This window comes from Lysinibacillus sp. FSL K6-0232, from assembly GCF_038008325.1.
In the GTDB taxonomy this organism is placed as follows: domain Bacteria; phylum Bacillota; class Bacilli; order Bacillales_A; family Planococcaceae; genus Lysinibacillus.
This window is the reverse complement of sequence record NZ_JBBOYW010000001.1, coordinates 1,203,721-1,216,099: the sequence shown is the minus strand read 5'-3', so window position 1 is coordinate 1,216,099 and position 12,379 is coordinate 1,203,721. Positions and strand designations below refer to the sequence as shown.

The following is a 12,379-nucleotide window of genomic DNA, read 5'->3' as shown; positions in this document are numbered from 1 at the left end:
GTTCCTTTCCATTGATTTTGTTTTACGTGGATAAATTATACAGAGCGAAGGTTAAAATTAGGTTAAACAATAAAAATTAATCTAAAAAAGGTTGATTAACTTAGCTCAATACATATAAGACTGTTCTCAAAATAAAATAGTAGGGTAGCTATTAAAAAGGAAAAACGGAAAGTTCGTTATCTCTGTGTCAGGCAAAACGAAATAGTCAGTCACCCATTCTATTATTTGTGCTTCCAATTCATGGTTTCTCAGAACAATCTACGTCTATTCATTTTGTTTGGTCAAAGAAAATGCCCATTTAAAAACGCCATCTGTCGATAAAATATCTTTCAAATGATGTTTTAGGTGTGATTATAGATGTGTTTAATTGTCTTTAGATTTCTATAAAGCCTTGTATATCAAGGGTTTCAAACGGTTGTCTATATGTACATGCTCCGAATGGCGCTGGTAAAACGACCTTTTTAAATCTTTTAGCAGGACTTATTGCCCCAACAAACGGCACAATTTTAGTCAATGGGGACAATGTTTTCAACGCCCCTTCTACTTTACGTGATATTTACTTTATCGCTGAGAGCGGCAACTTTCAAGAAGATATGACCATTGCGCAAGCATTAAAGGCAAACAGCTTTTTCTATCCAAAATGGGATGAGGAGCTTGCACATGAATTGCTGCAAGCATTTGCGCTAAATCCAAAGGATAAAGTGCGGAGCCTATCAAAGGGTATGGTATCTGCACTTGGCATTATTACAGGCTTTGCAAGCAATGCAGCCATTAGCCCTATATTGGCTTAGATGTGGCAGCACGTAGTATGTTTTATGATTTGCTAATCGACCAGCAAATTGATAATCCACGATTATATATTTTATCGACACATTTAACTGACGAAGCTAGTGAATTATTTGAGGAATTTTTTATTTTACAAGAAGGGCAGCTATTACTTCAAAAAACGGCTGATGAATGGTATCAGCATATTGTTGCGGTTAAGGTTAATGCTACTGATGTTGTAGCGGCCATTGGTGAATTAGCCATTATCCATCAACATATGTTTATGCAAGAAATGGTTGCAATTGTCCATACAAAATGTCAAGCTTGAATCGGTTTCTCTACAAGATATGCTGGTGTATTTAAGTAAACAGAAGGCGAGGTCAGGAAAATGACAACATTAAAGGGTAGCTTTTATATTCTCATTCAAAGCTATAAGAAAAATATTATTATTTTTTGGGGCATTTTATGTTCCATTATACTATTGGCATTTTTTATAGATGCATTTTTTGGTCAATATGTAACATTTGCTATGACGATATCCATTCCCGTCTATATTTTCTATAGTTCAATGGCAGCTAAGTTTTTAAATAAAACTTTACCTTATTTTTTAAAGCTTGATGTTAGCCGCCAGCAATATATGTTGAATATTGGACTATTTTTTATTAGCTGGAGCCTTATAGGTGTGTTTATCATTGCTTGTGCACATAAAATTATTTCTTACGTTTCAAGCTTATTACATGTCAAAGATGTACTTATTATCCATCCAATTTTATTTTTTGGTACATCCCCTTCATTTTTACAAATGATGGCTTTGGATACTGTTTTACTATTATTCTGCCTTAGCTCTGGTCTTCTTTTAAATGTTGTGTTTTATCGTTTAGGGATATTAGGCGGCTATAGTTTTCTTGGCTTGCTTGCGTTTATTCCGATTTTAATGGTGATTTTCGAGTGGTATTCCCCATTGTTTGACTTCCTAACAGCATCATCCATTGCAACACTTATTAGCGGGCTACTTCTTTTTAGCATCTTACTGTATCTTATTATTGCAGCCAGTATGCGTAAAGTTTCGGTAAATCCTGCATAAAAAATAATAGACAAAGTCGATTTTTTCGATTTTGTCTATTATATTTAAATTAGGTTGCTATAAACCCAATTTTTTTAGATTTTAGCTTGCTGCTACTCTGTGGCTAGGGCAATATTTTGATGCCTCAGCCTTATTATTACTCCAATGCAGACAGTGGAATACGATAGAGCTTATCATCATGCTCTTGTGGATTTCCCCGACCATCCGAATTATTGCTAATAAAATAAAGAAAGTCATCTTCAATCAAGACATCCCGAATTCTACCTAAGTTCGTGATGACCTTATGTATTTCTTTCGTATCTAAATTAAATTGTAGGACGGCTGTCCCTCTTAATGCCGCTACATATAAATGACCATTATAATAAGCCATACCAGATGGTGCCCAAGTTGTATCGCTTCCTGAAGTAAACAGTGGTGCAATTAAATTTTCTTGTGCCTCCTTGCCTTCAATAATCGGCCAGCCGTAATTTTGACCCGCATGAATTACATTAACCTCATCATTCGCCTGGTTTCCATGTTCACTTGCATACATTGTTTCATCTGTTGACCAAGTAAGCCCTTGAGGGTTGCGGTGTCCATAGCTATAAATAAAGGATTCTGGAATAGGATTATCACTTGGAATGGTTCCATCCAAATTCATTCTTAAAATTTTCCCACCTAATGATGCAAGATTTTGTGCAATATCGCGATTAGATGCATCTCCCGTTGTTGCATAAAGCTTTTCATCTGGTCCTATTTTCAATCTTCCTCCATGATGATAAGTACCACTTGGAATTTGATCTACAAGCACGCTTTCTTCTATCCACCTATTATCCTCAAGCTGTAACGTAACAATGCGATTAAATTGACCGTCAGCATCTTCATACGTATAGTACGCATACGCTTTATTGGACGTTAAAAAATCTGGTGCTACAACAAAGCCAAGCAGCCCCGCCTCTGATGCTGTTGATAGCTCTTTGTCAAGCTTTACACTTTGTCGTTGTACTTTTTCTCCCTCTATTTTGACAATACTACCTGATCTCTCTGTTAGATAAAATGTATTGTCGATTTTATGAATGGACCAAGGTGCATCTAAATTTTCTGCAATCACCTCTATCTTCTCATCAGATAGCTGTTGCTCCTTTTCTGTATCATTTGCTTGTGGCGTATTTGCAGAACAACCTACGAGTAAAGCGATTATCAGCAAGTAGAGTGCTAATGTCTTTTTCATCGTTATCCTCCCTAAGCTTTTCAATTTTTTCTACTATATCCTAAATCAATGCTACAATCATCCTACCAAACCTCTCTTAAGGCGATTATAGAATGGGATGGTAAGGTTAGCAAATACCTATATCGAATAAATATCTATAGCAAATAAGCATAGAAAGCAGACCATATGCTATATTCTTGTAGTGGCAACGCAAGAGCCTATGTCTGCTACAGCTAATCCATTGCATTGATCGTAGCCTACATGATTAAGACAATGAACAAATCTTACAGAAGAAGAGCATCAGGCAATATTAGTAGTGAGCTTTGCTTTCAACCATTTAACCTTATGCTAAAGGCTGTGTTTTCAAGTTCAGCAAACATTTTTTATAATTTACAAGAGCGTATTTTTCTATAGGTAGGAGAAGCTCCATTCATGAAGCTGGGGTTTCTCTCTAAACTATGAGCTAATAGCTATAACATTTTCGTTAAATTTGCCATCTCAATAGCAGCAATAGCAGCATCATAGCCTTTATTGCCTGCCTTTGTACCAGCTCGCTCGATGGCTTGCTCAATCGTTTCTGTTGTGACAATGCCAAAAATCGTTGGTACACCTGTTTGTAAGCCTACGTTAGCAATACCTTTTGCTGATTCATTACATACATAATCATAGTGTGTTGTTGCTCCACGGATAACCGTACCAAGCCCAATAACAGCATCATATTTTTTAGACTCTGCCATTTTTTTCGCTATAAAGGGCACTTCAAATGCGCCCGGCACCCAAGCAACTTCAATAGCATCGTCCTCTACACCGTGACGCTTTAAGCCATCAATGGCACCTGCCAATAATTTATCATTAATAAACTCATTAAAACGTCCAACAACAATCCCTATTGTTAATCCAGTACCTACCAGCTGTGCTTCCAATGTTTTAACCATACTTCATTCCTCCTATAATAAATGCGCCATTTTTTCTTTTTTTGTATCCATATAATGAGCATTTTCTGCTACTAAACCAGCGATAAGTGGTACACGCTCCACCACTGTAATACCATATCGTTCAAGCTGTGCTACTTTATCAGGATTGTTCGTCATTAAACGAATAGATGTGACACCTAAATCTTTTAGCATTTGTGCACATAAGCTGTAATCACGCAGCTCACTCGCATAGCCAAGCATTTCATTTGCCTCTACTGTATCGTAGCCTTGCTCCTGTAATTCATAGGCTTTTAGTTTATTGAATAAGCCTATACCTCGTCCTTCCTGTCGCATATAAAGAACTGCCCCTACCCCTTCCTGCTCAATCGTAGCAAGCGCTGTTTGTAGCTGCGCACCGCAATCACAGCGTTTGGAGCCAAAAACATCACCTGTTAAGCATTCTGAGTGAATACGAATAAGTGGTGCTGTGACATGCTGTAAATCCCCTTTAATAATGGCAACATGCTCCTTAGCATCAATAGCGTTCGCGTAGCCAATCATTGTAAAGTCACCATAATGAGATGGTAATTGAATGCTCGCTTCGCGTGAGATAATTTGCTCTGTTGCAAGGCGATAATGGATTAAGCTTTCAATTGTTATAAGCTTCATTTGAAAGCGTTGAGCAAGCTCTTTTAATTGCGGTAGACGAGCCATCGTACCGTCCTCATTCATAATTTCGCAAATAACACCCGCTTGCTTACTGCCACAAAGCATGGCTAAATCAACAGCTGCTTCTGTATGTCCAGGTCTTGCAAGAACGCCATTGTCCTGTGCAATTAATGGAAAAATATGCCCCGGGCGGCGAAAATGCAATGGCTGTGCATGTTCATCCAGCATTTTTTCAATCGTTAATGCCCGTTGAAATGCACTAATCCCTGTAGTTGTATCAATATGATCAATGCTTACTGTAAAGGCAGTTTGATGATGATCAGTATTATGCTGAACCATTGGCGCTAGCTTTAGCAATTGCGCTATTTGTGTACTAACAGGGGTACAAATTAGCCCTTTTCCATATGTAGCCATAAAATTAATAACCTCTGGTGTTGCATATTCCGCTAATACAACAAAATCTCCTTCATTTTCGCGATTCTCATCATCGACAACAATAATTACTTTTCCCTGCTTTAAGTCAGCTAGTGCTTCTTCAATTGTGTTAAACATACTATCCCACCTTTAAAATCCATGTTGTTGTAAAAACTCTGCCGTTAATGTTGTTGATTTTGCCTGTAGCTGTTTCGCAATATACTTTCCTAGCACATCTGTTTCGATATTTACAAGGTCCCCTTCCCGCTTAAAGCCCAGTGTTGTTTCATGGATTGTATGAGGAATAATAGATACTGTCACAAGCTCCTTTTGTAACCCAAAAATCGTTAAACTAATACCATCAATTGCAATTGAGCCACGGGGTATGCATAACGCACTTGCCTCTTGAGAAACTCTTATATCAAAATAAACTGCATTGGCAAACGGACGTTTACGCAAAATCGTGCCTACTTCATCAATATGTCCCGATACAAAATGTCCACCAAATCGACCATTGGCACTCATCGCACGCTCTATGTTAACCGTAGCACCTATTTGTAATTGTGAAAGGGCTGTTGCACGTATTGTTTCTGGCATTACATCAGCTGTAAATTGCATATTCGTAAAGCTTGTTACCGTTAAACATACGCCATTAACAGCAATGCTATCGCCGATTTTTAAATCGTGCGTAATCTTTTGAACACCAATCGTCAAAGCAATGGATTCTTGCCCTTTTGCCATTTGCTTAATCGTCCCAAGCTCCTCAATAATTCCTGTAAACAAATGCTCACCTCATTTCATTGTTAGCGTTAATTTAATATCCTCACCTATTTTTTCAACTTCAGTAAAAGTAAATGCTCCTGCTAAAGCCTCTGTTGCCATTGAAAGTGCCTCAGCGCCCAATAATTTCGGAGCGATATACACTATCATTTTTTGGACAAGCCGTTGCTGTAAAAAGGCATCTGCCATTTGACAGCCAGCTTCAACATATACTGTCATAATGCCTTCAGCTGCCAGTATTCTTAAAATATTGCGCAAGGAGCAATCTGCTATTACAAATGTACGAACTCCTGCAAAATAACGTGGCTTTGCTGTAAAAAGCCATGTTGGAGCTATATTGTCATTCAATACTTTCGCCGAACTTGGAACTTTCCCCTCTCGATCAATCACAACTCGAATCGGCTGCTTCATTGATGTACCTAACCGATTTGTTAAACTTGGATCATCTATACAAACAGTGTTTGAGCCAACTAAAATAGCATCATGCACTGCACGCGCATTATGAACATCTTCTTGAACTTGTCGACCTGTAATGGCTGTTTGCTTCCCCTTTTCAGCAGTAATTTTGCCATCTAATGAAATAGCTTGCTTTAATGTCACATAGGGTAAGCGCTGTGAGATATAGTAGAAAAATGCTTCATTTAATGCTCTTGCTTCATGCTCACATAATCCCACACTTACTGTAATACCTGCCTCCTCTAACCTTTGGACACCTCGTCCAGCAACAAGTGGATTCGGATCAAGCGTGGCAATAAAAACATGTGTTACCTGTGCTTGAATAAGTGCCTCTACACAGGGACCAGTTTGTCCAATATGGCTACAAGGCTCAAGCGTGACATACACAGTTGCCCCTTGCGCTTTCTCACCTGCAATTTTTAACGCATTGATTTCTGCATGTGCCTCACCTGCCTTAAGATGTGCTCCAAAGCCTATAATCTCCTGATCTTTTGTAATAACACAGCCCACTAATGGATTGGGAGCGGTTTGATTGCTTCCTGATTTCGCCAAATCTATAGCAAATTGCATAATTTGTTTGTCATTCATTTCCTCACCTCCTTTAAAAATAAAAAGCCACCTTAAAATAAGGGGCTTTTACGGAAAAGGCATCACTAAATAAACCAGCATAATTGCTAGCTTTTTGCCTACCTTCTCTCATCCAGACTGTTACTGTCGGCTTCGGAATTTCACCGAATCCTGCTTATTTAAGCTCGCGGGCTTTACCGCCGATTGGGACTTGCACCCGACCCCGAAGGACTTTTATTCAATTAAAAAATGACCCTACATTCTACTGCGGGGTCATTTTTGGCATTGTCAAATAAAGCCACATCTCTGTCGCTTTTTTGCCTACCTTCTCTCATCCAGACTATTACTGTCGGCCTCGGAATCTCACCGAATCCTGCTTATTTAAGCTCGCGGGCTTTACCGCCGATTGGGACTTGCACCCGACCCCGAAGGACTTTTATTCAATTAAAAAATGACCCTACATTCTACTGCGGGGTCATTTTTGGCATTGTCAAATAAAGCCACATCTCTGTCGCTTTTTTGCCTACCTTCTCTCATCCAGACTATTACTGTCGGCTTCGGAATCTCACCGAATCCTGCTTATTTAAGCTCGCGGGCTTTACCGCCGATTGGGACTTGCACCCGACCCCGAAGGACTTTTATTCAATTAAAAAATGACCCTACATTCTACTGCGGGGTCATTTTTGGCATTGTCAAATAAAGCCACATCTCTGTCGCTTTTTTGCCTACCTTCTCTCATCCAGACTATTACTGCCGGCCTCGGAATTTCACCGAATCCTGCTTATTTAAGCTCGCGGGCTTTACCGCCGATTGGGACTTGCACCCGACCCCGAAGGACTTTTATTCAATTAAAAATGACCTCACATTCTACTGTGGGGTCAAAATAAGCATCATCAAATAAAGCCACATCTCTGTCGCTTTTTTGCCTACCTTCTCTCATCCAGACTATTACTGTCGGCCTCGGAATTTCACCGAATCCTGCTTATTTAAGCTCGCGGGCTTTACCGCCGATTGGGATTTGCACCCGACCCCGAAGGTACTATTCATATTGCGTCTAATTATACAGCAATCATTAAAAAAATCTAGCCATTTTCTAAAAATACTTTATAGCTAAAAAGTTATTGCTGCTCTAAACTTTACAAAGTAAGCCTTCAATTAGTGAAAGTTTCCTTCATCCTATACTGATTCATACAGAATAAAAAAGCACTGAACTATTGAATGAGAACAAGGCACTTTCCTTCTCAGCCCTTTCTTTTTTCAATAAGTTCAGTGCTTTATTTACCTAGGTGTATAAAATCCAATTGTGTAGTATGGAATATTTTTATTTGAGAATTGTACACCTACAAATGCATGCGTAAATTTAGCCTGTAAAATATTTTGACGATGTCCTAATGAGTTCATTAGTGCTTCATGTGCATAAATAGCACTATATTGACCATATGCAATATTTTCACCCGCATAGGAATATTCTATACCGCCAGCCTTCATACGATCCCAAGGCTCTTGCCCTTTCAGATTTGTATGATCAAAATACTGATTAGTAACCATATCAAGGCTATGAAGACGACCAATCTGATTATACTGTGATGCGTAGGAAAGTGCAGCTATGCCTTCTGATACACGTGCTTGATTCATCAAATGTACTGTTAATTCCTCAAAGCTTTTTTGACGTGCTTGGGATGCTTGTGCGTAGAAGCCATTTTTCGATAGTTCTATTTCCTTCGTTACCCATAAAATCGAACGAACCGTATTTTTAGCATGTACATCATAGAAAAATGTTACATATTTACCATCAATAAGATATGTACCGTGTGTTGTTTGACCATACGCATCTTTATAAGATTTCGTATACTTAGTCATACCCTTTAAAATAGCGTCCACTGGTGTACCATATTTTTTCGTCACAGTTGTGCTTGATTCACCAATTTTAATGCCAAACAAAGACTGACCTTTACGTGTATCATAGCCACCAACAATTTTATTATTTTTACGACCAACTAAATAAAATTGCCGATAGTTTTTAGATGCCATTTCCCATTCCATATCATATTCTGATGCAAATGTTCTATATGGCTTTTTCTGAATTACCGACTTTTTTATCGCTGCAACCGCTGTATCCCCACTTGCACTAGCATGCGTTATAGGCGTTAAGACAGGAAATATTAGTAACACTATCGCAAATATAGCGAACCATTTTTTTAGCATAAGTAACACCCTCCTTGTCCATTTATAGTTATTCTTACCCTAATTTTACTATTTAATTTTCTATGAATCTATAGTCGAATATATATATTAGACAAGGAAGGTATCGTAATATCTTGATCATTTTTATTAAAATAGCAAGTGCCCCACCGCTGCTGCAATTGGTAATGAAATCAATGTACGTAATATAAATAAAATAACTATATATACGGTGAAAGAAAATTAGAGTTTCAAGCACAGCCTATTCACCGTATTTTCAGGTGTTTGATTAATCATTTGGATAAAGCCTTGGACAGCACGTTGAATCTTTCCGACATTTGAGTAAAAGACATTGTGGATCACCGTTGTCTTCATCCATTTCCACAGTCCTTCGATTAAATTTAAATTGGGACTGTACGGCGGAAGGAACAGAAATTCAAAGAAATCTTGATACTTTTCTAAAAATGGTTGAATCAATTTCGCATGGTGTATGCGCGCATTGTCTAATACCATCACGATGCGTTCATTCGGATAACGAGCGATGACTTTTTCTAAAAAACTTAGGAATTCAACAGCGGTATATTGTTCTTCTTGCACGCAAAATACATCGCCCGTTTCGTAATCCAATGTACCAATTAGCTTAACCCCTTGATGTCGGCCATATGTTGGAATGATTTTTTGTTGACCTTTAAGAAACCACGTGTTGGAAATCGCTTGGTAATCACGGATCATTGACTCGTCTTCAAATAAAATACGATCAATTTGACCATGAATTAGTTTTTTTTCGCCTGTTCAAATTTTTCAAGGAAAACTGCTTGTTTGAGGGGGTCTGCTTTTTCCAATGTATACGTTGGTTTCGTATAACTTAAACCAAGACGGTACAATAAATCACGTGTCCCACGTACAGAAAAAGACACACCAAATGTTCGCTCAATCCAATCGCGAAGAAGAGGCGCTGTCCAGTTCATTTCAACGGGAAAACCAGCATCTTTAGGCGTTTGGTTGACAATTGTCGCGACGACTCGTGCTTCTTGTTCAGCCGTTAAATGACGCTTTCGACCAGGTTGTTTTTTACGTCCAAGTCCAGCGATCCCTTTTTCACAATAAGCTTTGCGATAATTGAACAGCGTCGCTAAAGAAAGACCTGTATAGTCGACAATTTTTTCATACGATTCGCCGGAAAGTAACATATAAATCACTTGGTAGCGAACGAACATTTTATGATTGTTTTCTTCTTTCATGACAAGCTTTAATTCTTCTAAAGCAGCAGGAATTTGTTCTTCAGGAATTAGGACAATTTTACGCATCATTTTTCTCCGTTTCATATCTATTAAGAATAGTATACAGGAAAACGAAGAAAAAGAGTGTAAGTCTAAAAGTTAATCACCTTATATATAGGTCAAAAAATTTCAGTGGAATTTTTGTTCCTAAAATAAGACCACCTACTTCTGACATATAAATGAGCTGTGATACAGAAACAACCGCAATCACAAATCTTGTTACTTCTGACTCAATACCTGCACCTAAAATTGAAGGTAGGAACATATCTGCAAAACCTACAACCATTGTTTGTGCTGCCTCTGCTGCCTCTGGTAAACCAAGCACTGTTAAAATCGGCTCAAATGGTTTCCCTAAGACAGAGAAAATACTTGTAAACTCAGCTAGCATTAAGGCAGTTGTACCAAAAGCCATAACAATCGGTGCAACACCAATCCATAAATCAATAACATTTCTTGAGCCATCCTTTACAAATTGGCGTGGATCACGATTTGCCTGTGCAACAGCAAGTGCATGTTCTAAACCATGCGATGCAGCACTATAGCCCTCTGGTAACTTCTCACGTGAATAGTCTACCGGTGTACCATCAATATAAGTATCTTCTTTCTGAGCAAGTGGATAAATTCGTGGCATAATAATGGCTAGCACAAGACCACAAAGAACAACTGTTAAATAGTATGGGATAAAATAGTTTGCTAAACCTACTGTTTCCAATACAACAATACAAAATGTAATAGATACAACAGAGAAGCTTGTTGCAATAATAGCCGCTTCTTTTTTTGTGTAGTTCCCCATCTCATATTGCTTACTTGTCATTAATACCCCAATTGTTCCATCACCAACCCATGATGTAAGGGCATCAATGGATGAACGTCCTGGGCTTTTAAAAAGAGGTCGCATAATACGAACCATCATTGTACCGAAAAACTCAAGCAGTCCGAAATTTGTTAAAAAAGGTAGAAGGAACCCTGCGAATAAAAATATGGTAAATAAAAACGTCACAAGTCCACCATTTGGGTCCATTAGCAAGCCACCTGTATTTTCATTATTAATAGCAGCAGGCCCAAAATTAAAAACGACCATTGATGCAAACACTAAACCAAGACAGCGTACAATCGTCCAAAACCAATTCACATAAAATAATGTATCTAAAATACTGGGCTCTTTAGCATTTCTACGAGGAATAAATTTCGCAATAAGCGCTCCAATGGCAGAAATGGCGAACATTATAACAGTGAAATAACTTATTATAGGTGCAACTATACCTGCAAATTGATTCGCTAAAATAGCTATTGGTACTTTCCAGACACCATCTGATAAAACTGGTGTCATAAATAAAAATATACCGATTAAAGATGGAATAATAAAATAAAAATACGTGGAAGTAGCATACTTTTTCATTTTTGACAAAACCTCATTTCTTGTTTTACTAGTACAAATTTTTGCTAAACAATTACAATCGACATTATATGGAAAATAACTACTTTATTATCATATTCCTTCTATGTGGTACAAACTGTCTAAACATGCCCCCTTTGTTTATGATAAAAAATATCGGTTACAATCATCCCTTTTCATTCAATACAGCATTCCTCCCGCTATTATAAAACTTTTACAAAAACTTTGAAGTTTAATGTTTAATCCAGAAAAAAACTAACTTCATTCATGTTTTTATAACAAATCTACTTTGTAGAACTATTGTAAACGCTAACATAAGCTCGGTTCAACCTCACATTTTTATGCATATTTATGCATTCATATTTCTCATGATATTTAACGGAAATGATAGTGGGAAAAAGAAAAGTGAATAAACGGAACCGTCTATTCACTTTGGGGAGTTGTAAATACTTCATGGGGTTAACTTGGCATTTTTATTTTCGGGCAGGAGATACAAAAGTCATTCGCTTCTTCAGAGGTGTGATAATAAAAACAGCATGTTTTGCTCAAGCGTATTGGTTGCTCCAATTCTTTGATTGTCACTTTAGGTCTACAATAGTTCGTTAAAGGATTCTTTCTTTCACCAAAAAGGGAGCCTGGCGCTTCGTTTACAATATACTGATAATCCTCTTGTATACGAGCTAT

Annotated in this window: 12 protein-coding genes and 5 riboswitches; of the genes, 3 read left to right on the top strand and 9 right to left on the bottom strand. The window is 37.9% G+C overall.

From position 1 onward, the window contains the following. Positions 1 to 377 precede the first annotated feature (377 nt). Genes MHB42_RS05670 through MHB42_RS05660 form a run of 3 tightly spaced genes read left to right on the top strand, consistent with a single transcriptional unit; the run spans position 378 to position 1,849 of the window. Positions 378 to 791: an ATP-binding cassette domain-containing protein gene (locus MHB42_RS05670; protein ID WP_340808541.1), complete on the top strand. Its 414-nt coding sequence runs from the start codon at positions 378 to 380 to the stop codon at positions 789 to 791. Between the two features lie 2 nt (positions 792 to 793). Continuing rightward, on the top strand, positions 794 to 1,093 hold the full coding sequence (locus tag MHB42_RS05665; protein WP_340804880.1) for a hypothetical protein: 300 nt from the start codon (positions 794 to 796) through the stop codon (positions 1,091 to 1,093). Between the two features lie 60 nt (positions 1,094 to 1,153). Continuing rightward, positions 1,154 to 1,849 (top strand): hypothetical protein, encoded by a 696-nt coding sequence (locus MHB42_RS05660; RefSeq protein WP_340804878.1) that lies wholly within the window; start codon positions 1,154 to 1,156, stop codon positions 1,847 to 1,849. 136 nt (positions 1,850 to 1,985) lie between these two features. Here the strand turns inward: MHB42_RS05660 and MHB42_RS05655 are convergent, their stop codons facing one another. The 9 genes from MHB42_RS05655 to MHB42_RS05615 all read right to left on the bottom strand — a co-directional run bounded on the left by MHB42_RS05655 (position 1,986) and on the right by MHB42_RS05615 (position 12,277). After that, complete coding sequence (locus MHB42_RS05655; protein ID WP_340804877.1) at positions 1,986 to 3,059, bottom strand: PQQ-dependent sugar dehydrogenase; 1,074 nt, start codon at positions 3,057 to 3,059, stop codon at positions 1,986 to 1,988. A 449-nt stretch (positions 3,060 to 3,508) separates the two neighbouring features. Continuing rightward, positions 3,509 to 3,973, bottom strand: coding sequence for a 6,7-dimethyl-8-ribityllumazine synthase (ribH, locus tag MHB42_RS05650; RefSeq protein ID WP_340804875.1), 465 nt, complete (start codon positions 3,971 to 3,973; stop codon positions 3,509 to 3,511). A 12-nt stretch (positions 3,974 to 3,985) separates the two neighbouring features. Further along, the gene (locus MHB42_RS05645; RefSeq protein ID WP_340804872.1) at positions 3,986 to 5,173 is read right to left on the bottom strand and encodes a bifunctional 3,4-dihydroxy-2-butanone-4-phosphate synthase/GTP cyclohydrolase II; all 1,188 of its coding nucleotides are present in this window, start codon (positions 5,171 to 5,173) and stop codon (positions 3,986 to 3,988) included. Between the two features lie 12 nt (positions 5,174 to 5,185). Beyond that, the gene (gene ribE, locus MHB42_RS05640) at positions 5,186 to 5,818 is read right to left on the bottom strand and encodes a riboflavin synthase (RefSeq protein ID WP_340804871.1); all 633 of its coding nucleotides are present in this window, start codon (positions 5,816 to 5,818) and stop codon (positions 5,186 to 5,188) included. 9 nt (positions 5,819 to 5,827) lie between these two features. Then, the gene (gene ribD / locus MHB42_RS05635; RefSeq protein ID WP_340804869.1) at positions 5,828 to 6,859 is read right to left on the bottom strand and encodes a bifunctional diaminohydroxyphosphoribosylaminopyrimidine deaminase/5-amino-6-(5-phosphoribosylamino)uracil reductase RibD; all 1,032 of its coding nucleotides are present in this window, start codon (positions 6,857 to 6,859) and stop codon (positions 5,828 to 5,830) included. Positions 6,860 to 6,955: 96 nt separating this feature from the next. Next, a riboswitch (FMN riboswitch) is annotated at positions 6,956 to 7,073 on the bottom strand. An 84-nt stretch (positions 7,074 to 7,157) separates the two neighbouring features. After that, a riboswitch (FMN riboswitch) is annotated at positions 7,158 to 7,275 on the bottom strand. Between the two features lie 84 nt (positions 7,276 to 7,359). Beyond that, positions 7,360 to 7,477, bottom strand: a riboswitch (FMN riboswitch). Between the two features lie 84 nt (positions 7,478 to 7,561). Further along, positions 7,562 to 7,679, bottom strand: a riboswitch (FMN riboswitch). An 83-nt stretch (positions 7,680 to 7,762) separates the two neighbouring features. Then, a riboswitch (FMN riboswitch) is annotated at positions 7,763 to 7,880 on the bottom strand. Positions 7,881 to 8,116: 236 nt separating this feature from the next. Next, positions 8,117 to 9,043 carry a CAP domain-containing protein gene (locus MHB42_RS05630; RefSeq protein WP_340804867.1) on the bottom strand — a complete coding sequence of 309 codons (927 nt, stop codon included), beginning with the start codon at positions 9,041 to 9,043 and terminating at the stop codon, positions 8,117 to 8,119. A gap of 219 nt (positions 9,044 to 9,262) precedes the next feature. Continuing rightward, positions 9,263 to 10,326 (bottom strand): IS630 family transposase gene (locus MHB42_RS05625; protein WP_340808510.1). Its coding sequence is split into 2 segments (ribosomal slippage): positions 9,263 to 9,802 and positions 9,805 to 10,326, totalling 1,062 coding nucleotides; the frame shifts between segments, so codons are not numbered across the junction. Positions 10,327 to 10,402: 76 nt separating this feature from the next. Beyond that, positions 10,403 to 11,698, bottom strand: coding sequence for a YjiH family protein (locus MHB42_RS05620; protein ID WP_340804866.1), 1,296 nt, complete (start codon positions 11,696 to 11,698; stop codon positions 10,403 to 10,405). Between the two features lie 456 nt (positions 11,699 to 12,154). Beyond that, positions 12,155 to 12,277, bottom strand: coding sequence for a (2Fe-2S)-binding protein (locus MHB42_RS05615; RefSeq protein ID WP_340804864.1), 123 nt, complete (start codon positions 12,275 to 12,277; stop codon positions 12,155 to 12,157). Positions 12,278 to 12,379: the final 102 nt, after the last annotated feature.